At 73.2% G+C, this 20772-nt stretch carries 24 protein-coding genes; 17 read left to right on the top strand and 7 right to left on the bottom strand.

Features of this window, described 5'->3' with window-relative positions; genetic code table 11:
* The first annotated feature begins 40 nt into the window (after positions 1–40).
* Both ACIQ87_RS17510 and ACIQ87_RS17515 read left to right on the top strand, forming a co-directional pair.
* Positions 41–1810, top strand: coding sequence for an RDD family protein (locus ACIQ87_RS17510; RefSeq protein ID WP_402407112.1), 1770 nt, complete (start codon positions 41–43; stop codon positions 1808–1810).
* 75 nt (positions 1811–1885) lie between these two features.
* Positions 1886–2653 carry an RDD family protein gene (locus tag ACIQ87_RS17515; RefSeq protein WP_402407114.1) on the top strand — a complete coding sequence of 256 codons (768 nt, stop codon included), beginning with the start codon at positions 1886–1888 and terminating at the stop codon, positions 2651–2653.
* Positions 2654–2689: 36 nt separating this feature from the next.
* On the opposite strand, the gene ACIQ87_RS17520 is transcribed toward ACIQ87_RS17515, so the two are convergent.
* Complete coding sequence (locus ACIQ87_RS17520) at positions 2690–2962, bottom strand: hypothetical protein (protein ID WP_402407116.1); 273 nt, start codon at positions 2960–2962, stop codon at positions 2690–2692.
* Positions 2963–3186: 224 nt separating this feature from the next.
* On the opposite strand from ACIQ87_RS17520, the gene ACIQ87_RS17525 reads away from it, so the two are divergent.
* The 4 genes from ACIQ87_RS17525 to mycP all read left to right on the top strand — a co-directional run bounded on the left by ACIQ87_RS17525 (position 3187) and on the right by mycP (position 7242).
* Complete coding sequence (locus ACIQ87_RS17525) at positions 3187–3900, top strand: endonuclease V (RefSeq protein ID WP_402407117.1); 714 nt, start codon at positions 3187–3189, stop codon at positions 3898–3900.
* 95 nt (positions 3901–3995) lie between these two features.
* Positions 3996–4445: a hypothetical protein gene (locus ACIQ87_RS17530; protein ID WP_402407118.1), complete on the top strand. Its 450-nt coding sequence runs from the start codon at positions 3996–3998 to the stop codon at positions 4443–4445.
* A gap of 37 nt (positions 4446–4482) precedes the next feature.
* The gene (locus ACIQ87_RS17535; RefSeq protein ID WP_402407120.1) at positions 4483–5916 is read left to right on the top strand and encodes a hypothetical protein; all 1434 of its coding nucleotides are present in this window, start codon (positions 4483–4485) and stop codon (positions 5914–5916) included.
* An 87-nt stretch (positions 5917–6003) separates the two neighbouring features.
* On the top strand, positions 6004–7242 hold the full coding sequence (gene mycP / locus ACIQ87_RS17540) for a type VII secretion-associated serine protease mycosin (RefSeq protein ID WP_402407121.1): 1239 nt from the start codon (positions 6004–6006) through the stop codon (positions 7240–7242).
* Here the strand turns inward: mycP and ACIQ87_RS17545 are convergent.
* The gene (locus ACIQ87_RS17545) at positions 7236–7799 is read right to left on the bottom strand and encodes a GNAT family N-acetyltransferase (protein ID WP_402407124.1); all 564 of its coding nucleotides are present in this window, start codon (positions 7797–7799) and stop codon (positions 7236–7238) included. The genes mycP and ACIQ87_RS17545 overlap by 7 nt on opposite strands.
* Before the next feature lie 180 nt (positions 7800–7979).
* Here ACIQ87_RS17545 and ACIQ87_RS17550 point away from each other — a divergent pair, with 180 nt between their 5' ends.
* The gene (locus ACIQ87_RS17550; protein ID WP_402407127.1) at positions 7980–8552 is read left to right on the top strand and encodes a DinB family protein; all 573 of its coding nucleotides are present in this window, start codon (positions 7980–7982) and stop codon (positions 8550–8552) included.
* Positions 8553–8622: 70 nt separating this feature from the next.
* On the opposite strand, the gene ACIQ87_RS17555 is transcribed toward ACIQ87_RS17550, so the two are convergent.
* Both ACIQ87_RS17555 and ACIQ87_RS17560 read right to left on the bottom strand, forming a co-directional pair.
* The gene (locus tag ACIQ87_RS17555; RefSeq protein ID WP_402407129.1) at positions 8623–9063 is read right to left on the bottom strand and encodes a hypothetical protein; all 441 of its coding nucleotides are present in this window, start codon (positions 9061–9063) and stop codon (positions 8623–8625) included.
* Between the two features lie 639 nt (positions 9064–9702).
* Positions 9703–10392, bottom strand: a complete 690-nt coding sequence (locus tag ACIQ87_RS17560) for a hypothetical protein (RefSeq protein WP_402407131.1) — start codon at positions 10390–10392, stop codon at positions 9703–9705.
* Between the two features lie 256 nt (positions 10393–10648).
* On the opposite strand from ACIQ87_RS17560, the gene ACIQ87_RS17565 reads away from it, so the two are divergent.
* Positions 10649–11653: a hypothetical protein gene (locus ACIQ87_RS17565; RefSeq protein ID WP_402407134.1), complete on the top strand. Its 1005-nt coding sequence runs from the start codon at positions 10649–10651 to the stop codon at positions 11651–11653.
* 46 nt (positions 11654–11699) lie between these two features.
* Here ACIQ87_RS17565 and ACIQ87_RS17570 read toward each other — a convergent pair whose 3' ends face one another.
* Both ACIQ87_RS17570 and ACIQ87_RS17575 read right to left on the bottom strand, forming a co-directional pair.
* Positions 11700–12290: an isochorismatase family protein gene (locus tag ACIQ87_RS17570; RefSeq protein WP_392881014.1), complete on the bottom strand. Its 591-nt coding sequence runs from the start codon at positions 12288–12290 to the stop codon at positions 11700–11702.
* 223 nt (positions 12291–12513) lie between these two features.
* The gene (locus tag ACIQ87_RS17575; protein WP_402407138.1) at positions 12514–13848 is read right to left on the bottom strand and encodes a nicotinate phosphoribosyltransferase; all 1335 of its coding nucleotides are present in this window, start codon (positions 13846–13848) and stop codon (positions 12514–12516) included.
* A 140-nt stretch (positions 13849–13988) separates the two neighbouring features.
* On the opposite strand from ACIQ87_RS17575, the gene clpS reads away from it, so the two are divergent.
* From clpS to ACIQ87_RS17610, 7 genes are all read left to right on the top strand, one after another.
* A complete protein-coding gene (gene clpS, locus ACIQ87_RS17580; protein ID WP_049654313.1) occupies positions 13989–14282 on the top strand; it encodes an ATP-dependent Clp protease adapter ClpS in 294 nt (97 codons plus the stop codon).
* Between the two features lie 129 nt (positions 14283–14411).
* A complete protein-coding gene (locus ACIQ87_RS17585; RefSeq protein WP_402407140.1) occupies positions 14412–14987 on the top strand; it encodes a DUF2017 domain-containing protein in 576 nt (191 codons plus the stop codon).
* Between the two features lie 242 nt (positions 14988–15229).
* Positions 15230–16681 carry an amino acid permease gene (locus tag ACIQ87_RS17590; RefSeq protein ID WP_402407347.1) on the top strand — a complete coding sequence of 484 codons (1452 nt, stop codon included), beginning with the start codon at positions 15230–15232 and terminating at the stop codon, positions 16679–16681.
* 55 nt (positions 16682–16736) lie between these two features.
* The gene (locus ACIQ87_RS17595) at positions 16737–17168 is read left to right on the top strand and encodes a Mov34/MPN/PAD-1 family protein (protein WP_402407142.1); all 432 of its coding nucleotides are present in this window, start codon (positions 16737–16739) and stop codon (positions 17166–17168) included.
* A gap of 139 nt (positions 17169–17307) precedes the next feature.
* The gene (locus tag ACIQ87_RS17600; protein WP_310593142.1) at positions 17308–17427 is read left to right on the top strand and encodes a putative leader peptide; all 120 of its coding nucleotides are present in this window, start codon (positions 17308–17310) and stop codon (positions 17425–17427) included.
* Between the two features lie 124 nt (positions 17428–17551).
* Positions 17552–17830: a MoaD/ThiS family protein gene (locus ACIQ87_RS17605; RefSeq protein WP_030257420.1), complete on the top strand. Its 279-nt coding sequence runs from the start codon at positions 17552–17554 to the stop codon at positions 17828–17830.
* A gap of 75 nt (positions 17831–17905) precedes the next feature.
* Positions 17906–18874, top strand: a complete 969-nt coding sequence (locus ACIQ87_RS17610) for a PLP-dependent cysteine synthase family protein (RefSeq protein ID WP_402407145.1) — start codon at positions 17906–17908, stop codon at positions 18872–18874.
* 10 nt (positions 18875–18884) lie between these two features.
* On the opposite strand, the gene ACIQ87_RS17615 is transcribed toward ACIQ87_RS17610, so the two are convergent.
* Positions 18885–19343, bottom strand: coding sequence for a type II toxin-antitoxin system PemK/MazF family toxin (locus tag ACIQ87_RS17615; protein ID WP_402407350.1), 459 nt, complete (start codon positions 19341–19343; stop codon positions 18885–18887).
* 224 nt (positions 19344–19567) lie between these two features.
* On the opposite strand from ACIQ87_RS17615, the gene ACIQ87_RS17620 reads away from it, so the two are divergent.
* Together ACIQ87_RS17620 and ACIQ87_RS17625 are read left to right on the top strand one after the other, a co-directional pair.
* Positions 19568–19759 (top strand): MarR family transcriptional regulator, encoded by a 192-nt coding sequence (locus tag ACIQ87_RS17620; protein ID WP_392881027.1) that lies wholly within the window; start codon positions 19568–19570, stop codon positions 19757–19759.
* A 234-nt stretch (positions 19760–19993) separates the two neighbouring features.
* The gene (locus ACIQ87_RS17625; RefSeq protein ID WP_402407147.1) at positions 19994–20740 is read left to right on the top strand and encodes an MBL fold metallo-hydrolase; all 747 of its coding nucleotides are present in this window, start codon (positions 19994–19996) and stop codon (positions 20738–20740) included.
* Positions 20741–20772: the final 32 nt, after the last annotated feature.

Consider the following 20772-nt stretch of genomic DNA (forward strand, 5'->3'; position numbering starts at 1 on the left):
GCACCCTCCTCGTCAGGACCTGCCAGGAAAGAAGACCCCCATGACGGACCGCCCCTTCGTCGCCCACGGCGACCCGGCCGTCGCGCCCGAGCCCGGCTACTACCCCGACCCGTCCATCCCCGGCTTCGTCCGGTACTGGGGCGGCGCGGCGTGGGTGCCCGGCACCAGCCGGCCCGCGCCCGCCGGGGGAGAGATGCTGGAGCCGCCCCGGTACGTGACCCGGCGGCCCGCCCCGGGCGGTGCGGCGGTGCGGGCGGTGCCGCCGCCGGTGGTGCCGGGGGCCGCGCTGCCGGGGGTGGTCGGAGCCGGAGTGCCGGAACCGGTGGTCGCTGAACCGGTGGTCCCGGGGCCGACGGCCCTGGGGGCGGTGGCATCATCGGAGGCCGTGGCGTCGGGGGCGGTGGCGTCGGGGGCGGTGGCGTCGGGGGCGGTGGCGTCGGGGGCGGTAGCGGAGGCGCGGGCCGGGCTGCCGGTGGGTGGGGGCGACACCGGGCCGGTGTACTTCGACCAGACCTCGGGCGGGGCGTCCTTCGTGCTCGGGCCCCGGGTGGCGGAGGTGATCGGCGGGCCGGTGTTCCGGACGGTCGACGGACCGGGGGCGTCGCCGGGACTTACGGCGGGCGTGCCGGCCATCGGGGTACCGGCCCCGGGGGTGCTGCCCGCGGGGGTGTCGTCGGGCTTCGCCGGCGCCGAGCCGCCCCAGGCCGCCCCGGCCCAGGCCCCGGCCGCCTTCTCGGCCCCGCCCGTGTCCCCGTCGCCTTCGCCGTCCCCGTTCCCGTCCGACTCCCCGGCCCAGGGTTTCGGGGAGTCCGGCTGGCAGGCCGATCCGCGGGCGCAGCGGGGCCTGATGGACACGGGCGACGCACCGCGTTGGGTCTCCTGGGGGGTGCTTCCGGAGGCACTCGATGCGCAGGACGGGCGCGCGGAGCCCGAGCACACCCCGGCTGCTGCGGAACTGGCCGCCGCCGGCGCTCCCGTCGTGGCGGTCGCGATGCGGGAGGCGCCGGTGCCGGCCGTCCTGACCTCGGGTCCGGTGCCGGTGATCGGCGAGGAGGCGGTGGCGGCCGCTCGTCCGGCCCCGGGGCCGGACGCGGTCGCGGTCGCCTCGAAGTCCATGGCCACGGCGGCGGTCGCGGCGACGGCGCCCGTCGCTCCGCTGCCCGCCGTGCGGACGCTCCGCGAGACCGCCGTCCAGCCCCGCCCGTCCGCCTCCGCCGCCACCGTTTCCGCGTCCTCCGGGGCCGCGCGGGCCGCCGGGGCCGCCGGCAGCGCTCGGACCGGTCGGGCCGCTCGGGCCGGTAGGAACGCCCGGGCCGCCGAGCCGGCCGGCCTCGGCCGCCGACTGGCGGCGCGGGCCGTGGACACCGCCGTCCTGCTGGTGGTCGCGGTCGCCGCCGGGGTCCCGCTCGGCCGCTCGGTGACCGACCACCTCCAGCGGAAGGTCGACCAGGCCCGGATGGCCAGCGTCCTAGCCCGGCGCCAGGTCCAGGTCTGGCTCGTGGACGACGTGGTGCTGGGCAAGATCGCCGTACTGCTCGGCATCCTGCTGTTCGTCAGCCTGCTCTACGAGGTGCTGCCGGTCGCCCGTACCGGCCAGACCTTCGGCAAGCGACTGGCCCGGATCCGTGTGGTGGACGCCGCCGCCCCGGCCGCCCGGGCCAGGCTGAGCCTCGGCCGCTCGCTGCTCCGGTGGGTCGTGCGGCAGGCGGGCACGGTGCTGCTGCTCGGCCTGGTCTGGCCGGTGTTCGACCGGACGGCCCGGCGGGGCTGGCAGGACCGCGCGGCCCGTACCCGGGTGGTGCGCGGCTGAGGGCAGCCAGGGGGCCGGTGCAAAACGGACGGAATGTCCCGAACATTGAGAATTCGTGATGTTCTACTCGGGGACATGAGCACCCACGACCCCTCAGGCTCCCAGCCGGAGGGGGGCGACAAGCCCTCCTTCGACAAGCAGCCCCCGCAGCCGGGCGGCGGCACGCCGGAAGGCGAGCCGTCGGGCCCGACCCCGTCCAACGGCCAGCCCGGTGGCGAGCCCGGTGACCAGCCCGGCGGCCCCGGCGCCTACCGGGGAACCTACGGCGGCAGCCCGTACGGCGACCAGACGCCCGGTCAGGACCCCTACGGGCAGTCCCCGTACGGCCAACCCCCGTACGACCAGCCGCCGCCCGGCCACGGAACCGGCTACGGACCCGGTGCGTACGGCACACCCGGCGCCGGCCCCGTCCCCGGCATGCCGCCCATCGGCACCTGGCCCAAGCGGATCCTCGCCCGGCTGATCGACTACGCCCTGGTGCAGGTCATCGCCGTGATCGTCGTGGGGCCCTTCGTCGACCTCAGCACGCGCAACGGCTCCACCGAGGCCTTCTGGCTCGGCTGCGCCATCTACCTCGTCTACGAAGCCCTGATGCTCAGCCGGGACGGCCAGACCCTCGGCAAGAAAGCGATGAAGGTCCGGGTCGCCATGCTTGTCGACGGGAACAAACCCACCCCGTCCGCAGCCTGGACCCGCGCCGCCGTCTTCATCCTCCCGGCCGTCATCTGCTGCGCCGCGCTCTGGTGGATCGTCGACGGATTCTTCGGCGTCTTCGACAAGCCCTACCGGCAGTGCCTGCACGACAAGGCGGCGAAGACCGTGGTGGTCACCACGGAGGTCTGAGCGGAGCGGCAGGACGCGACCGCGCCCGGCGGCGGATCAGCGCTGCCGGGCGTACGCGTGCCCGGCGGCGGCCGCCGTCCGGTCGGCCGCACCGGCCGGATCCGCGGGAGCGGCCTTCTCGGCGGCCGCCCTGGCCGCGGCGGCCGACATCGAAAGCACCGTCACCACGGTGCCGAGCGCCAGCGCGAACCCCACCAGCACCGCGACCGCCAGGACGCCCGAGGCGCCCGAGACGGCCAGCAGTGCCACCGTGGAGGCGACGACGGTGAACGAGCCGAGGCAGGCCTGGGCGACGGAGGGGCGCGGCATGGCGGGGAGTCCTTCGCACGTCGGGGGGAACGGGCGGGAATGGTGCCGGATCCCGTGGTCCTACCCCGCGGGGAGACGGGTACGTCCAGGCTAGACCCCGAACGCGGGGGCACAGGGGGCGCACGGGCTCACCCCGGGGTCGTCCGACCCGGTCGGTACGGTGAACCGGAACCCGTCGACACCACGCGTCACCGCCCACGCCACCACCACCCGGGGGAACCGACATGCCCATCCCCGCCGACTGGCCCACCACCGAGGCCGAGGCACTCGCCGAACAGGAGCGGCTGCGCCCGCTCGTCCAGGCCCACGACGACCCGGGCCACGACCCCGCCGCCCCCGGCACACTCATCGCCGGCGTCGACGTCGCCTACGACGACGACCGCGACCTCGTCGTCGCCGCCGCCGTCCTCCTCGACCGGGACACCCTGGAGGTGGTCGAACAGGCCACCGCCATCGGCCGGATCGCCTTCCCGTACGTCCCCGGACTGCTCGCCTTCCGCGAACTCCCCGCCGTCCTCGACGCCCTGGCCGCACTCACCCGCACCCCCGACACCGTCGTCTGCGACGGCTACGGCCTCGCCCACCCCCGCCGCCTCGGCCTCGCCAGCCACCTCGGCGTCCTCACCGGACTGCGCACCCTCGGCGTCGCCAAGACCCCCTTCACCTTCGACCACCACACACCCGACGCGGCCCGCGGCTCCTGGACGCCCCTCACCGACCCCGCCACCGGCGAGGAAGTCGGCCGCGCGGTGCGCACCAGGACCGGCGTGAAACCCGTCTTCGTCTCCGTCGGCCACCGGACCGGCCTCGACACCGCCGTCCGCACCACCCTCGACCTCGCCCGCCACTACCGCCTCCCCGAAACCACCCGGCACGCCGACTCCCTCTGCCGACGCGCCCTCGCCGACGCCCAGCAGACCGGGACGAACGCGAACTGACCAAGCCCCCGGCCGGATTCGGGCCCGGTGTGTTAGACATGAGACACCGGGGCCCGGCCCCGACCGCCAGGGACGGACGCACGGGGGGCGCCGAAATGGGAACAGGGAGCACCGGTACCGGCTCCACCGGCGGAGCCGGACAGGGCTACCGCATCGAAGTCGAACAGCTCCGCACCTTCGCCGGCCAAGTACGGCTCCTGCTCGCCGACTTCCAGAAGCACGCCGACGGCACCGACGCGCACGGGCGCAGCGCCATCGGCAAGAACGCCTTCGGGACCTTCGCCGAAGCCACCGAGATCCACGGCCGCTACGGCACCATGCGGGACGCGCTGCGCGACGTCCTCAACCAGCTCCAGGACGCCGTGAACGAGGCCCAGCAGAAAGCCGACCTCACCGCCGTCAACTACGAGGAGCAGGACCGGCACGCCGCCACCAGGCTCAAGGTCGGCGACGACGGCTGGTCCGTCGCCCAGCCCTCCGCGAGCAGCCAGGCCGCGGCCCAGCAGAACCGCACCCCGTCCACCCGCGGCAACGCCACCGTCTGACCCGCGCCCGCCCGGACCGAACGGAGGCCGACCGCCCGTGGTCTACACCGACTTCACCAAGTACAGCCACGCCCAACTCCGCACGATGGCCCAGGCCCTCGACCCCGGCGCGGTGATGGCCGCCGGCGACCCCTGGCGCAGGGCCGCCGACACCCTCAAGCAGATCCGTCAGACCCTCACCAAGGCCAGCACCGAAGCCGCCACCTCCTGGGAAGGCACCACCAGCGACGCCTTCCACACCCGCATGCTCACCCTGGCCGCCAGCATCAACAACGCCGCCGCCTACGCCAACGACGCGGCCAACATCCTCCACAACGCGTCCGAGGCCATGGCCAAGGCCAAACGCGACATGCCCGAGGAACCCGGCAACTGGGACAAGGTCAAGGACACCGTCGGCGACGCCCTCTTCGGCGACGAGGACGAACACATCCCCCTCGCCGACCGCAAGAAGGCCGAAGCGGCCGCCATCATGCAAACCCTCGCCATGCACTACCGCATCGCCACCCCGGCCCTGAAGCCCCCACCGCCGTACGACCCGAAGCCGCGGCAGCCGATCCGGGACGACCCGACGGACGGGGCCCAGGGCGATCCGATCGGAGCCGCAGCGACGGCAGCCGCAATGATGTCGGGCACCTCGATGGGGGCGGCGGGGGCATCGACCCGGGCGACCACTGCGCCACCCCCTCAGCGCCAGAGTTCCTCCCAGCCGCCGATGGCAGCTCGTTCCGTGGCGAGGAGCGTGCCCGCTCAGACCGACTCGGGGATCAAGGGCGGTACGGCGCAGGCCCCGCCGAAGCCGTCGGCCCCTTTGAGCAATGGTTCCGGTGATGGTATTTCCGGCAGGCCGGCGGCACCCGCGAGCGGAAGCCTGCCGAGTCCGGGGCTCGCCGGGACGCAAACCTCCGGACTGGATCTCGTGCAGACCGGGGGCTCCGCCACCGGGCTGGTTGGCGGCAGCAGCGGTCATGAGGCTCCCCGTACTGCCGGCCCGGCAACTGCCTCTCCGGCCGGGCCGATCGTCGGCCCGGGGAAGATCGGTCCTGTCGATGGGGGTGTCTCGCGTGGGGTGATGCCGGCCGAGGGCTCTGGGCCGCGTGGAGGTCGTGCCTTCGGCGGTTCCGGCGAGGTCTATCCCGGCATCGGCTCCGGAGGTCGTGGAGCGCCGGCAGGCAAGCAGGCCGGGGCATCTCTGGCTCGACCTGGCGGCGTCTCCGGAGAGATGGCGAGGCCGGGTGGAACGCAAGGCAAGCAGTCATTCACAGAGGGCGGGTCCGGGTTGGGGGCGCGAAACCGGCTCAGGGTCGATTCGGGTGTCGCTGCCACGAACGGCCTGTCTCCCGGTGTCCCGCTGGGCGGAGCGCGGGGACACAGGAAGGACCGGGAGGAGGACGGCAAGCGGCCGGACTACCTCGTCGAGGACGAGGAGACCTGGGCGTCGGACAAGCCCGCGAATCCGAACGTGGTGGAATGAAATCCGGTCCGTTAGCGGACGACGGTTCTGATCGCATCCCGCAGGTCGGTGACCTGCGGGATGCCGCGCTGAGTGGGGTGACCAGGCTTGACGAGCCGCCGGTTGGTACGTGGTACGGCGGCCCTTGCCGCCGGGGCACTGATCTGGGGTGTCGCCGCGCCATTGGCATCGGCCGATCAGATCAGGGACCAGCAGTGGGCTCTGAAGGCCTTCGAGGCGGAGACGAAGGTCTGGCCGACGAGCCAGGGCGAAGGTGTGGTCGTCGCCGTGATCGACACGGGGGTGAGTCAGGACCAGCCCGATCTGACCGGACAGGTGCTACCCGGAGGTGACTTCTCCGGTGGCAACACCGACGGGCGAGTGGACAACGACGGTCACGGAACCGGGATGGCGACCCTGATCGCGGGGCACGGACATGGCTCCCGGGAAGGGATCATGGGGCTTGCCCCGAAGGCGAAGATCCTTCCGGTGAAGATCAAGTCCGATGGCGACGGCCCTGAGTCGAACTCCACCGTCGAGCCGCAGCCGTCCCCTGATCCTCAGCAGAACGACTTGGCGGACGCGGTTCGTTTCGCGGCGGACCACGGCGCGAAGGTCGTCAACATCTCCCTCGGAGGCTATTCCCGCTTCGACTCGAAGCTGCGGAAGGCGGTCAACTACGCGGTGTCCAAGGACATCGTTCTGGTCGCCAGCGCCGGCAACAGCGGGACCGGGCTGGGGCTCGAGTATCCGGCGGCTTTCCCCGGTGTCGTGGCGGTGGGAGCCGTGGACTCCAACGGGTCTGTGTGGGAGCGTTCCACATCGGGCGTCGAGACCACGCTGGCCGCGCCCGGTGTGGGCATCTACCGTTCCGCGTTGAAGTCCTCTACGGGCTACGAGCGCAGGAGCGGCACGTCGGATTCCACTGCCTATGTCTCTGCGACCGCAGCGCTCATCCGGTCCAAGTATCCGAACCTGTCGGCCGGACAGGTGATCAATCGGATGATCAAATCGGCCACCCCGCCGGCGAACGGGACGGCGGTGCCCAACAACCAGTACGGCTACGGGATCGTCGCGCCGGCGAAGGCCCTGGAAGCGAATCCGGCCGTGGACAACGGGCCTCGGGAGAATCCCCTGATCGGGCGACTGGAAGCGAAGGGCACGCCGCCTCCGGTGGATGAGGAGACCGACGAACCCTCCGTGGCGCCCATGGTCCCCGAGGGGGACAGCGGGAGTAGCCACAGCTCGACCGTGGTGTGGGTCCGTGTGGGGCTGGTCGGCCTGCTGATCGGTGCTGTCGGGCTCGTCGTGGTGTTCGTGGTGCGGGGGCGGCGGCGGGGTCAGTGAGTGGCGAGCCATTCGGTGCGTAGGGCGGCCATCTGCGGGACGTCCCAGTAGCGGCCGTCCCAGTGGTGGGCTTGGCGGGAGCGGCCTTCGAGGGTGAAGCCGGACTTGCGGTAGGCGTGGGCGGCGCGTTCGTTGTACTCGAAGACTTCGAGGTGGACGCGGTTGAGGCGGATGGTCTCGAAGGCGTGGCGCAGGACCAGGAGGGTGGTTTCGGTGCCGATGCCGCGGCCGGTGGCGTCCGGGGTGAGGGCGATCCGGTAGCTGGCGGAGGAGTTGTCGGGGTCGACGTCGGTGAGGGCGGTTTCGCCGAGGAAGCGGCCGGTGGTGGGGTCTTCGACGGCGAGGTCGAGGCGGTCGGGCTGTTCGGCGCGGGTGGTGCACCACTGGTGGATCCGGTCGCGGGTGAAGGTGGTGCGGGTGCCGGTGAGCCGGTTGGTCTCCTCGTCGGCGCAGAGTTCCCACATCGGGTCGGTGTGCCGTTCGTCGAGGGGGACGAGTCGGACGGTGGGGCCGTGCAGGGTGGGTTTGACGGCGAGGGCGGCGAGATCGGCGGTCATGGTGCCCAGGATGGGTGGCCGGGTTCCGGTTCGTCCACGCATTTGTCCTGGAGTGCGCGTGGGGGTGGGGGCGCGTGTCGGGCGAGTGCGCCGGGCGGGCGCGTTGGGGTGGCAGTAATTCGGCGACGGCTGGCGTCAATGCCGCTGGTGGGGCCCTCCGGTGACGGGGATGCTGGGCCCATGAGTACTTCTGAGAGCACGCCGGGGGCCACCGTCGACGCGGGGATCGTCCCGGACACCAAGGACTGGACCTGGGTGCTGGAACGCCCCTGCCCCGACTGCGGGTTGGACACCCCGCGAGTGGTGCGGGAGGACGTCGCCGGGATGGTCCGGGCCAACGCGGAGGGCTGGCTGGCGGTGCTGGCGGGGGACGGGGAGGGACTGCGCCGGCGGCCGGCGCCGGGGGTGTGGTCGGCGCTGGAGTACGCGTGCCACGTCCGGGACGTCTTCCGGCTGTTCGACGTCCGGCTGGGGCTGATGCTGGACCGGGACGACCCGCTGTTCCCCAACTGGGACCAGGACGGGACGGCCGTCGCCGAGCGCTACGGGGAGCAGGATCCGCGGGTGGTGGCCGGGGAGTTGGCGCAGGCCGCGGAGACGCTCGCCGTGGCCTTCGGGCGGGTGGCCGGTGCGCAGTGGGAGCGGACCGGGAACCGCGGCGACGGGGCGCGGTTCACGGTCGAGTCGTTCTCCCGGTACCTGATCCACGACCCGGTGCACCACCTGTTCGACGTGACGGGCGAGCGGGTCTGAGGCCGGGCGGGGGCCTGGGGGAAGGGCCCCGGCCGGCGGAGGGGCCGGTGCCGGCGGCCGGGGTGCGGCGTCACCAGCCGGAGGCCTCGCGCAGCATGGTGCGGCGCAGTCGCCCGGCCACGCTGGCGGCGTCGGTGCCGATGACGTCGGCGATCTCGGGGGCGGCGAGGCCGACGACGTAGTGCAGGATCGCCAGGTCGTCGTCGGCCGGGTGGCGTTCCGGGGCGGCGGGCATCCGGCGGCTGTGGTCGGCGACGGTGCCGCGCAGGATCTCCCAGGCGTGCGCGGTCGGGTTGGAGCTGCCCATCAACTCCCGCCAGAGCACCGCGATTTCCGCGAAGGCCTGCTGGACGGCGGCGGTCGCGGCGCTGTGCTCGGTCAGCCACACGTGCGCGTAGCTGAGGTACCGGGGGCGGTGGAGTTCGCAGAACGCGGTGAACTCCAGTGGTACGTCCGCCGGCTCGCCGGGCCCCGGGGGCGGCTCGGCGGAACGTTCGTGACGGTTGGTCATCTCGGCTTCTCAAAAAGGGAGATGGATTTCTGACGGTCGATCATCTGTGCTCACTCTACGGTAGGCCCTCGGTGCGCTGGGTGACCAATCCGATGGAATGCCCGGAACCCGTCGCCGCCAGGCCGGTTCCGGTGGAGACCGGGTGCGACGAGGCGGCGGGACGACCGGGCGGGGGGGGCGGCGAGGGCCGGTGGGGCAGTGCTGCGCAGTGGCGTGGGGCTCGTAGGTGCGAGCGTGTCGCGGCTGGTCAGAGGGTGTGGACGGCGGTGGCTGCAAGGCAGTTGATGTGCCACCGTAGGGCCTGGGGAGGCTGGCGTCCACGCCCGGGGCGCGAACCTGTGCGCGCACAACCACCCGCACAACCGCGCTCGCGATCAGCGCGGAGATCGTCGTGAAGATCACCACGGACGGGGGCATGGTCGTCACCACGGTGACGACCGCACGGGGGACGGCGCCCACCGGGGAGGGTGTGCACGGGGGCGTGCACGGGGGTGTACACGGGGGCGGCGTGCGCGGGACGGGCCGCCGGACGGGCGGGCCCGCGGAGGCGGCGGGCCGGGCCCGCCGCGCGCATCGACCGCGCCCCGGCGGTCTGGACGGGACCGGCCGGGGCGGTGGGGCGGGCGGACCGACTGCCCGTCAGGAGGTGGTCCGGGCCTCCGTGGGGGAGATCCGGTCGGCGGCGGTGTCCCGTTCGACCTGGGTCGGGAAGGCTTCGACGGCCCGCCGTCGGGCCGCCTGCGCCGCCGTGGCGGCAGCGGCCGCAGCCGCCGCGGCCGCCCCGGCGGCGGCCTCCTCGCGCTCGCGCCGGTGCGCCGCGCCCGAGGGGTGCCCACCCGGGGCGTGTCCACCCGTGGCGTGCGTGCCCGTGGCGTGCGTGCCCGGGGCGTGTCCACCCGCGGCGTGCCCCCCGGGGGCGTGCCCGCCGCCGGTCAGCGTTCCGGGGGTGAGCCCGCCGGCCGCGAGGGTTCCGGCGGGCCGTCCCGCCGCCCGTCGTCGGCGGCCGAGCGCGGCCCGGGCGGCGTGTTCCTCGGCGGCCTGTCTAGCGGCCAGGTAGGCCTGCACGGCCGCCATGCCGTAGACGGGTTGGATGAGTTGGTGGCCCTTGAAGAAGGGCCTGGCCGGGGCGAACCCGGCGGCGACCACGAGGTCGCGGATCTCTGCTATCTCGGCCTCACTGCGCGCGGTGAAGCGGACCTCCCAGCCCTTCTTGTACGTATGGCCCTTCTCGCCGCTGCGGCGGGCGGGGTCCGGGCGGCGGACGTATCCGGGCAGACGGCCGAGGCGGAGCTGGGCCGCGCGGAGGCCGGCGGTCTCGTCACGTGACATGACGTAAGCCTAGGCAATCCCCGGGGCGGGATTGACGCCTTGGGAGTCCCTCGCCGTATGCCCTTGGTCACTCTGGGTCAGGCGACCAGGTTGGCGATCGTTTTCGATCACATATGACAACCTGATGAGCGTCAATTACTCCAAATGAGTGAGGGTATGAGGACTTTAGTGCGGGCTGATCCCGATTTCGCGACGGTTGGGTAACAGTGCGTCAGGGTCCCGGTCGCGGGTGTGGGCGGTTGGGGATGGTGTCGGCATGAGCTACCGGATTCCGTCCCCGCCGCCGTCCCTGGAGGACCTGGCGAAGCGTCAGCAGAACGTCGTCACCGCGAGTCAGTTGCGCGCCCGGGGCGTGCCGGCCCGGATCATCACCGAGCACTGCCGCCGGGGCGGTCCCTGGCAGCGGATGCTGCCCAGGGTCTACCTGCTGCAGGCCGCCGAGCCCACCCCGGAGCAGCGGATGTGGGCCGCGCTGCTGTACGCCGCGCAGAACGGGCGCCAGGAGGGCCGCGGGGAGGGCGCGGTGATCACCGGCGCGGCCGCGCTGGCGCTGTACGGCTTCACCGTCGTGCCCCGGCTGCCCGCGGTGACCGGGGTGGACGTCCTGGTGCCCCGGCAGCGCCGGCTGAAGGATGTCGGCGGGGTGCGGATCCGGCGCACCGAACGGGAGTTGGTGGCCCGCTCGGTGCACGGTCTGGCCTGTGCGCCGGTGGCCAGGGCGGTCGCCGACGCGCTGGTCGAGTGGACGGCGGAGCCGGGTGGCCCGGCGCCGGTGCGCGCGGTGCTGCGGGAGGCCGTCGCCGGGCCCGGGAACCGCTGCACGGTACAGGAGTTGGTGACCGAGCTGGCCGACTCCGGGTTGACCCGCGAGCCCCGGGTGCGGGCCGCGCTGGACGAACTCCTCGCCGCCGAACGGGACGTGGTGCTGGAGCGGCTGGGCCGGCTGGTGGACGAGTGGCGGCTGCCCGCCCCGCTGAACGCCCCGGAGCTGCGGATGGGCGGCGGCACCTACATCGCCGTCCCGGACCTCTACTGGCCGGAGCGGGGCGTCGCGGTGGAGGTGGACCCGGAGCTGCGCTGCGTGAGCGAGGGCGAGGCCGCCTGGGTGCGCGGCGGCCGGCAGCGGATGGAGTACCTGGGCGTCCGGGTGGTGTACGTCGGCGGGGCGCGGCTGGCCGCCGACCCGGACGCGGTCGGCGGCGAACTGCGCGAGGCGTACCGGGCCGGCGGGACGGACGTGGTGGAGCTGCTGGTGGTCTGAGCGGACGGCGGCTCCGCGGGCACCGCGCCCGCGTCCACCGGAGCCGCTACGGACGCACCACCGGTTCGCCGACCAGCTCGACCCCGGCCGCCCGCAGCTCCGCCAGCGCGGCGGCGGTGGTCTCCGGGGCGACCCCGGCGGTGAGGTCCAGCAGCACGCGGGTGGTGAAGCCCGCCCGGGCCGCGTCCAGCGCGGTCGCCCGGACGCAGTGGTCGGTGGCGATGCCGACCACGTCGACCCGGTCGACCTGCCGCTCACGCAGCCACTCCACCGGACCGCGGTTGTTCTCGTCCAGCCCCTCGAAGCCGCTGTACGCCGCCGAGTGGGCCCCCTTGTCGAAGACCGCCTCGACCGCGCCGGAGATGACGGCGGGCGCGAAGTTGGGGTGGAAGCCCACGCCCTCGGTGCCGGCCACGCAGTGCGGCGGCCAACTGTCGACGTAGTCCGGCTCGGCGGAGAAGTGGGCGCCCGGGTCGATGTGGTGGTCGCGGGTGGCGAGGATGTGCCGGTAGCCGGGGGAGGACTCGGCGATCAGGTCGGTGATGGCGGCGGCCACCTCGGCGCCGCCGGCGACGGCCAGACTGCCGCCCTCGCAGAAGTCGTTCTGCACGTCGACGACGATCAGTGCCCGGTACATGACTCGCAACCTCGGATCTCGGGGGCCCGCGGAGGCGGCGCCCCGGTGGGGGAGCCCTCGGGAGTGCGCGGCCCGGCCGTGCCGGGCGCGGGGGGTCCTCGGGGAGCTCCGGGGGAACTCGGGGAACTCTACGGCTGACTCTAGGGAGTGGCACGCGGGGGCGGAAGCCCCGGGGCGGGTCCGGTGCCCGGGGCCGGCACGCCGGACCGGCCCCGGGCTCGGCTCAGCGGGCCGGCCCGGCGGGCAGCACCAGTTCGGTCGGCAGGACAGGGTCGCCCTTGGACAGTTGGGTGGCCGACAGCGGCAGCGCGGCGCGGGCGCGCACGTGCCGGTCGCGGGCGGCGCTCAGCGGCTCCCGCCCGACGGTCTCGCCGGCCAGCACCAGCGGCACCTGCACCAGCTGCGGCCGCAGCTCCTCCGGGACGGGCCCGGTGCCGACCACCTCGGCCTCGGCCACGCCGTCGGCGTCGGGCCGGCGGGCGGCCCACTTGCGGCCGCCGATGCTGGTCTTGCCGCCGGCCGCGCGCTTGGCCACCGGGACCAGCGGCCCGCCGTCGGTCTCGGCGCGGGCGACGAGCTTGTAGACCATCGCGCAGGTCGGGTGCCCGCTGCCGGTGACCAGGCTGGTGCCGACGCCGTAGCCGTCCACCGGGGCGGCGGCCAGGGCGGCGATCGCGTACTCGTCCAGGTCCGAGGTGACGATGATCCTGGTCCGGTCGGCGCCGAGGTCGTCCAGTTGGCGGCGGACCCGGTGGGCCAGCAGGGTGAGGTCGCCGGAGTCGATCCGGACGGCGCCCAGTTCGGGGCCGGCCACCTCGACCGCGGTGCGTACGGCCTCGCGCAGGTCGAAGGTGTCGACCAGCAGCGTGGTGCCCCGGCCCATGGACGCGATCTGCGCCTTGAAGGCGTCCCGCTCGCTGTCGTGCACCAGGGTGAAGGCGTGGGCGGCGGTGCCGGTGGTCGGGATGCCGTGGGTGAAGCCGGCCTCCAGGTCGGAGGTGGCGGCGAAGCCGGCCACGTAGGCGGCCCGGGCGGCGGAGACGGCGGCGTGCTCGTGGGCCCGGCGGGCGCCCATCTCGATCACCGGGCGGCCGCCGGCGGCGGCGGTCATCCGGGAGGCGGCCGCGGCGATGGCCGAGTCGTGGTTGAGGATCGAGAGGATCACCGTCTCCAGGATCACGGCCTCGGCGAAGCTGCCCTCGACGGTGAGCAGCGGCGAGCCGGGGAAGTAGACCTCGCCCTCGGGGTAGCCGTGGACGTCGCCGCGGAAGCGGTAGTCGGCGAGGAAGCGCAGGGTGTCCTCGTCGACCACGTCCTGGTCGGCCAGCCAGTCCAGCTGGGGGGTGGTGAAGCGGAAGTTCTCGATGGCGTCCAGCACCCGGCCGGTGCCTGCCATGACGCCGTAGCGGCGACCGCTCGGCAGGCGGCGGGTGAACACCTCGAAGACGGAGCGGCGGTGCGCGGCCCCGCTGCGCAGGGCGGCCTGCAGCATGGTGAGCTCGTAGCGGTCGGTGAGCAGCGCGGTCGAGCAGGCCGCGCGCACTGAAGTGGCGTCCATACGGATGATGCTACTACCACTTAGCGTCAGAGTGACGATTTCTCGGGGAGCATGCCGGGCCGGAATCGCCCGGGTGTCGCCCGGATGGCAGCATGGGGCGTGAGGGGTTACGGACGACTGTGCAGCGAGGAGGACCCGGCGTGAGCGTCGCGCCCGTGGAGATCGAGCGCCCGGAGGTCGAAGGGGTACCGGTGACCGAGCCGGACACGCCCTGGGTGACCATCGTGCACAACGACCCGGTCAACCTGATGAGCTACGTCCAGTACGTCTTCCAGGCCTACTTCGGCTACCCGAAGGACAAGGCCAGGAAGCTGATGATGGACGTCCACACCAAGGGTCGGGCGGTGGTCTCCAGCGGCTCCCGCGAGGAGATGGAGCGCGACGTCCAGGCGATGCACGGCTACGGCCTCTGGGCGACGCTGCAGCACGACTGACGCCGGGCCGACCGGCGCCGGCGGGACGGGCGCCGGCGCGACCGGGCACGGGCGGCCGGTACCGACCCGATCGGTGCCGGGCCGCCGGCCGTACGACCGAAGACGACGAAGACGGGCTGACCGATACAGATGGCTGGGTTGTTCGAGAGCACCGGCGGTGGCGGCGCGGCGATCGCGCTGGACGAGTGGGAGGCCTCCATCCTGCGCTCGCTGGAAGTGCAGTTGCTGGAGCTGATCGGCCCCGGCCCGGGCGGGGGCAGTGACGACCCGCTGGCCGCGCTGTTCGCCGAGGGGCCGACCGAGGCGCCCGCCGACCCGGTGCTGGCCCGGCTCTTCCCGGACGCCTACGGCGACCCGGAGAAGCCGGACGACGAGGAGGCGAAGGTCGCGTCCGGGGAGTTCCGCCGCTTCACCGAGCTGGACCTGCGGGCCCGCAAGCGGGACGACGCGCTGTTCGTCGTCCGGGCGCTGGACGGCCTCGGCGACGGCGGCGGGGTGCTCAAGCTGGCCGTGTCCGACTGCCAGCGCTGGCTGGGCGCACTGAACGACCTGCGGCTGGCCGTCGGCGTCCGGCTGGAGGTCACCGAGGAGGACGAGGACGGCCTCTACGAGCTGCCTGACGGGGACGAGCGCAAGCCGCTGGTGATGGCGTACCTGTGGCTGGGCGCCCTGCAGGAGTCGCTGCTGGAGGCCATGGCGGACTGATTCCGCGCGGGCTGACCCTCGTGGGGGAGTGATCCTGCCCGATTCCGGGCAAGCCTCGGCCGTTTTGTCCAGAATATGGACGATCGGTCGGGGCATTTCTTATGAAAATCGGGCAAACCATACCAGGCCATGCTCAAATAACGCTCAGATGGACACCGCTATCCGAACCCCGCGTGGTACGACTTCTCCACCCCCGAGACCGACCAGGACGGTGCACAGTGGCCGAGAAGTTGTACGACGAAATGGTCGACAATCCACCGGATGCGGAGGGCTACGAGCGCGGGCTCGGCAGCCGCCAGATCCAGATGATCGCGATCGGCGGAGCCATCGGCACCGGCCTGTTCCTCGGTGCGGGCACCGCGATCTCCCGCTCCGGCCCGAGTCTGATCCTCTCCTACGCCGTCGCCGGCCTGGTGATCTTCGTGATCATGCGGGCGCTCGGCGAACTGCTCACCTACCGCCCGGTCTCCGGCAGTTTCGCCGAGTACGCCCGGGAGTTCCTCGGCCCCTTCGCCGGCTACGTGACCGGCTGGACGTACTGGCTGTTCTGGGTCGTCACCGGCATGGCGGAGACCACCGCCGCCGCCGTCTACGTACGGTTCTGGGCGCCCGACATACCGCAGTGGATCAGCGCGCTGACCTTCCTGGTCGTGCTCTACGCGGCCAACCTGATCTCGGTGAAGCTGTTCGGCGAGATCGAGTTCTGGTTCTCCATGGTCAAGGTCACCGCCATCATCGGCATGATCCTGATCGGCGTCGGAGTGCTGACCCTCGGCTTCAGCAAGGCCGGTGACACCGCGTCACTCGGCCACCTCTGGCAGGACGGCGGCTTCTTCCCGCAGGGAATCGGCTCCACCGTGATGACCCTCCAGATCGTCATGTTCGCCTACCTGGGCGTCGAACTCGTCGGCGTCACCGCGGGCGAGAGCGAGAACCCCGAGAAGACCCTGCCGCGCGCCATCAACACGCTGCCGTGGCGGATCATGCTGTTCTACATCGGCGCCCTGGTGGTCATCCTCTCGCTCGTGCCGTGGACCGAATTCCAGCCCGGCGTCAGCCCGTTCGTCGCCGCCTTCGGCAAGATCGGCATCCCGGCGGCGGCCGGCATCATCAACTTCGTGGTGCTCACCGCGGCGCTCTCCTCCTGCAACTCCGGGATGTACTCCACCGGCCGCATGCTGCGCGACCTCGCGCTGAGCGGCCAGGCCCCGGGGCGGCTCACCAGGCTCAACTCCCGCCGCACCCCGGCCTTCGCGATCACCGTCTCCAGCCTGCTGATGGGCGTCGGCGTGGTCCTCAACTACCTCGTCCCGGCGCGGGCGTTCGAGTACATCACCTCGGTCGCCACGGTCTGCGGCCTGTGGACCTGGGCGATGATCCTCATCTCCCAGATCCGCTACCGCCGGGCCTGGCAGGCCGGCCACCTTCCGCCGCCCTCCTTCAAGGCGCCCGGCGGCGCCTGGGTCAGCGGGGCCGCGCTCGCCTTCCTCGCCCTGGTCGTGGTGCTGATCGGCCTGGACCGGGACAACCGGATCTCGCTGTTCGTCTTCCCGGGCTGGGCCCTGCTGTTGGTGGTCGGCTACCAGGTGCTCAAGCGCCGCGACCCGCGGGCCCTGCGCGGCGGCGCCCCGGCGCCGGAGCCCGCCGCCGCCGGCACCGCGGACGCCCGCGACGGGAACGTGGACACCCACTGACCGCGCCCCGGACGCCCCGGCGGCCATCCGCCGGGGCGTGGCTATCCTGAGCCGCATGCTGACCATCACCCGAGAACTCCGCGACCGGATCGTGGCCCACGCCCGCGCCGACCACCCGGACGAAGCCTGCGGCGTGGTCGCCGGACCGGCCGGCAGCGGCCGACCCGAGCGGTTCGTCCCGATGCTCAACGCCGCCCGCTCGCCGACCTTCTACGAGTTCGACTCGGGCGACCTGCTCAAGCTCTACCGCGAGATGGACGACCGCGACGAGGAGCCGGTGATCGTCTACCACTCGCACACCGCCACCGAGGCCTACCCCTCGCGCACCGACGTGAGCTACGCCTCCGAACCGTTCGCCCACTACGTCCTGGTCTCCACCGCCGACGGCAACGGCGAGGACGACCCCTACCAGTTCCGCTCGTTCCGCATCGTGGACGGCGAGATCACAGAGGAAGACGTTCAGGTCGTCGAGGCCTACCCGGCCTGACCGGCCCACCCGCGAACCCGGCCCGCCGACCCCTCCCGAAGGGGCGGCGGGCCGTCGTCGTCTCAGTCCTGGGAACGGGAACATCCGGATCCCGAGACGGGCATGTCGGAGCGGGCCCGGGAATCTATACGATGAGTCCATGCGTTCCGTCGATGTGAGCACTCAGGCCCCGGGCACCCGCCTCGTGGCGCGCCTGCACATCGACCTGTGCCGGCACGCCGGCGCGATCTGTCCCGGCACGCCCGCGCGCTCGCGCTGAGAGCCGCTTCACCACCTCACCCGGGCCCGCCGCCCACCGGCGACGCCGAGCCCCGGGCACCCCCCTCCGCCCTGCCGCGTCCGCAGCGGCCCACCCACTCCACGACCCGCACAGGAGCGCACTCATGGCCATCGAGGTCCGCATCCCGACCATCCTCCGCACCTACACCGACGGCGCCAAGGCCGTCGAGGGCAACGGCAGCAACCTCGGGGAACTCTTCGCCGACCTCGACGCCCGCCACCCGGGCATCGCCGCCCGCCTGGTCGAGGGCGGCGAGCTGCGCCGCTTCGTCAACGTCTACCTGAACGACGAGGACGTCCGCTTCCTGGAGGGCATCTCCACCGCCCTCGCCGACGGCGACAGCGTCACCATCCTGCCCGCCGTGGCCGGCGGCGCCCGCTAGACCCGCCCCGGGGTTCCCCCGCCGCGGCGGGGGAACCACCCCCGCCACCCTCACCGCCTTGGCCGGAGGCCTCCCTTGCGTTACGACAGTCCGCTCGAAGCAGTCGGCAACACCCCGCTGGTCCGCCTGCCGAGGCTGTCCGCCGCCGTCCCCGGCAACGCCGAGGGCCTGGTGAGCCTCTGGGCCAAGCTGGAGGACCGCAACCCCACCGGCTCGATCAAGGACCGCCCGGCCCTGCACATGATCGAGCGCGCCGAGGCCGACGGCCGGCTCACCCCCGGCTGCACCATCCTGGAGCCCACCAGCGGCAACACCGGCATCTCGCTGGCCATGGCCGCCAAGCTCAAGGGTTACCGGATGGTCTGCGTGATGCCCGAGAACACCAGCGAGGAGCGGCGCGAGCTGCTCCGCATGTGGGGCGCCGAGATCATCTCCTCCCCGGCCGCCGGCGGCTCCAACACCGCCGTCCGGATCGCCAAGGAGACCGCCGCCGAGCACCCCGACTGGGTCATGCTCTACCAGTACGGCAACCCCGACAACGCGGGCGCCCACTACACCGGCACCGGCCCCGAGATCCTCGCCGACCTGCCGACCGTCACCCACTTCGTGGCCGGACTCGGCACCACCGGCACCCTCATGGGCGTCGGCCGCTACCTGCGCGAGAAGGTCCCCGGCGTGAAGATCGTCGCCGCCGAACCGCGCTACGACGACCTGGTGTACGGGCTGCGCAACCTGGACGAGGGCTTCGTCCCCGAGCTGTACGACGCCGAGGTGCTCACCACCCGCTTCTCCGTCGGCTCCGCGGACGCCGTCCGCCGCACCCGCGAACTCCTCCAGCAGGAGGGCATCTTCGCGGGCGTCTCGACCGGCGCCATCCTGCACGCGGCGATCGGCGTCGGCCGCAAGGCGGCGGCCGCCGGGGAGCGCGCGGACATCGTCTTCGTGGTCGCCGACGGCGGCTGGAAGTACCTGTCCACCGGCATCTACACCGCCGAGTCCACCGAGGCCGCGGTCGAGGCGCTGCAGGGCCAGCTCTGGGCCTGAGGCCTCGGCCTCAGCGGCTCTGAAGGGCCCGCTGGGTACGGGTCCAGACCTGCCGGTCCACCGCGCCGGCCCGGCGGCGGAACGCCGACAGCGGCACCTCGCGCAGCTCGTCGGTCTCCAGCCAGCTGGTCCGGCCCTGCCGGTCGCCCACCGAACCGGGCGGCAGCGCGAGCACGCCCGGGCGCTCGGCGTGGTGCTTGCTGGTGATCTTCGCGACGGTGGCGGTCCGGCCGCGCACCCGCAGCACCAGGCACGGGCGGTCCTTGGAACCGGGGCCGTCCTCGAACGGCACCTGCGCCCACCAGATCTCCTGCGGCTGCGGGCCGGCCCCCGTCCGTGGCCGCGGCCCCGTCGGTCCGGCCGGTCCGGACGGGCGCGGGGCCGGACGGGTGCGCCGCACCAGCGCCGCCGCGGCGGCGGCCAGCAGCGCGACGCCGAGCAGCGACAGGACGAGCCAGGCAGCGGTCATGCCGTTCATGCGGCGAACCGTACCGGGCCGGGGGCGCACGCCACCACCGTGCGGGCCGTGACGGTCCGGCAGTCGACCACCGGACGTCCGTCCGCGCGTTTGTCCGCGCACTGCTTCCGGTTCGTCACGGAACTGCCACAATGCCCGTTCTGTGCCCGGAGTTCCGCCCGGTCCCGCCAGGCTGCGTCACGAACGTCCGCCCCCGTCCCCCCGGAGGTGCCCCCGTGACCCGTGGCCCCGAGCTGTGGTCCTACGCCGAGATCGCCCGCCACATCAACGTCCGGCGCGAGACCGTCCGCAGCTACCGCCGGCACCGGCTGCTGCCCGATCCGGATGTGATCGACGGCAGCGGCCACCCGCGCTGGTACCCGTTCACCATCCGTACCTGGGCCCGCAACCGGCCCCGGCGGCGCTGATCCCCGGCCCGTCAACCGGCCCCGCTCCCGCCCCGGGCGTTCTGGTGATTCCGCCCACAGCCCGGCACGGGGACGGGGGCAAAGTGCCGCTCCGCCCTTACCCTCGACACACCAACGCAGTGCTACCGGCCGGTCCACCGGCCCCGGCCTGCCGTTTTCCATGCTGTTTTCCGTGGAGGACGGTGATGCCGTTTTCCAGCAGCAGCCAGGACGTGTCGGGGCGGAGGGGCTCGGATGAAACTGACCGTGGTGGGGTGCTCGGGGAGCTTCCCGTCCGCCGACTCGCCCTGCTCCAGCTACCTGGTCGAGGCCGAGGGCTACCGCGTCGTCCTCGACCTCGGCAACGGGGCCCTCGGCGCCCTCCAGAAGCACGTCGGCCTCTACGACGTCGACGCCGTCCTGCTCAGCCACCTGCACGCCGACCACTGCGTCGACCTGTGCGCGTACTGGGTGGCCCGCAACTACCGTGCCGAGGGCTGCCCCGAGCTGCTGCCCGTGTACGGCCCGGCCGGCACCGCCGAACGGCTCGCCCGCGCCTACGACATGCCGGAGAACCCCGGGATGAAGGAGGTGTTCGAGTTCCGCACCCTCACGCCCGGCAGCTTCGGGCTCGGCCCGTTCCGGGTCACCGTCGCCCAGGTCAACCACCCCGTCGACGCCTTCGCGTTCCGGCTGGAGCACGACGGCCGCTCGCTGGTCTACAGCGGGGACACCGGCGAGAGCGCCGAACTCGTCGAACTCGCCCGCGACACCGACCTCTTCCTCTGCGAGGCCGCGTACATCGACGGGCGCGACACCTACCAGGCCGTCCACCTCAACGGCCGCGAGGCGGGCGAGCACGCCGCCGCGGCCCGGGCCCGCCGGCTCGTCCTCACCCACATCCCGCCGTGGACCGACGCCGAGCACAACCGGCGGGACGCCGCGGCCGCCTACCCCGGGCCGGTCGAGGTCGCCCGGGCCGGTGCGGTGTACGAGGTCTGAGCGGCCCCGGCGGGATCCGCGGACCGGTGTGG

The organism is Kitasatospora sp. NPDC096204, assembly GCF_044763205.1.
Taxonomy (GTDB): Bacteria; Actinomycetota; Actinomycetes; order Streptomycetales; family Streptomycetaceae; genus Kitasatospora.

Bases quoted from the DNA above. Each gene is read 5' to 3' on its own strand.
- ACIQ87_RS17550 (WP_402407127.1), top strand. From the start codon at position 7,980: ATGAGTACTTCTGAGAGCACGCCGGGGGCCACCGTCGACGCGGGGATC.
- ACIQ87_RS17575 (WP_402407138.1), bottom strand. From the start codon at position 13,848: ATGGACGCCACTTCAGTGCGCGCGGCCTGCTCGACCGCGCTGCTCACC.
- ACIQ87_RS17545 (WP_402407124.1), bottom strand. From the start codon at position 7,799: ATGACCGCCGATCTCGCCGCCCTCGCCGTCAAACCCACCCTGCACGGC.
- ACIQ87_RS17515 (WP_402407114.1), top strand. From the start codon at position 1,886: ATGAGCACCCACGACCCCTCAGGCTCCCAGCCGGAGGGGGGCGACAAG.
- ACIQ87_RS17530 (WP_402407118.1), top strand. From the start codon at position 3,996: ATGGGAACAGGGAGCACCGGTACCGGCTCCACCGGCGGAGCCGGACAG.
- ACIQ87_RS17595 (WP_402407142.1), top strand. From the start codon at position 16,737: ATGCTGACCATCACCCGAGAACTCCGCGACCGGATCGTGGCCCACGCC.
- ACIQ87_RS17520 (WP_402407116.1), bottom strand. From the start codon at position 2,962: ATGCCGCGCCCCTCCGTCGCCCAGGCCTGCCTCGGCTCGTTCACCGTC.
- ACIQ87_RS17510 (WP_402407112.1), top strand. From the start codon at position 41: ATGACGGACCGCCCCTTCGTCGCCCACGGCGACCCGGCCGTCGCGCCC.
- ACIQ87_RS17605 (WP_030257420.1), top strand. From the start codon at position 17,552: ATGGCCATCGAGGTCCGCATCCCGACCATCCTCCGCACCTACACCGAC.
- ACIQ87_RS17590 (WP_402407347.1), top strand. From the start codon at position 15,230: ATGGTCGACAATCCACCGGATGCGGAGGGCTACGAGCGCGGGCTCGGC.
- ACIQ87_RS17525 (WP_402407117.1), top strand. From the start codon at position 3,187: ATGCCCATCCCCGCCGACTGGCCCACCACCGAGGCCGAGGCACTCGCC.
- ACIQ87_RS17625 (WP_402407147.1), top strand. From the start codon at position 19,994: ATGAAACTGACCGTGGTGGGGTGCTCGGGGAGCTTCCCGTCCGCCGAC.
- ACIQ87_RS17615 (WP_402407350.1), bottom strand. From the start codon at position 19,343: ATGACCGCTGCCTGGCTCGTCCTGTCGCTGCTCGGCGTCGCGCTGCTG.
- ACIQ87_RS17585 (WP_402407140.1), top strand. From the start codon at position 14,412: ATGGCTGGGTTGTTCGAGAGCACCGGCGGTGGCGGCGCGGCGATCGCG.
- ACIQ87_RS17565 (WP_402407134.1), top strand. From the start codon at position 10,649: ATGAGCTACCGGATTCCGTCCCCGCCGCCGTCCCTGGAGGACCTGGCG.
- ACIQ87_RS17560 (WP_402407131.1), bottom strand. From the start codon at position 10,392: ATGTCACGTGACGAGACCGCCGGCCTCCGCGCGGCCCAGCTCCGCCTC.
- ACIQ87_RS17555 (WP_402407129.1), bottom strand. From the start codon at position 9,063: ATGACCAACCGTCACGAACGTTCCGCCGAGCCGCCCCCGGGGCCCGGC.
- ACIQ87_RS17600 (WP_310593142.1), top strand. From the start codon at position 17,308: ATGCGTTCCGTCGATGTGAGCACTCAGGCCCCGGGCACCCGCCTCGTG.
- ACIQ87_RS17570 (WP_392881014.1), bottom strand. From the start codon at position 12,290: ATGTACCGGGCACTGATCGTCGTCGACGTGCAGAACGACTTCTGCGAG.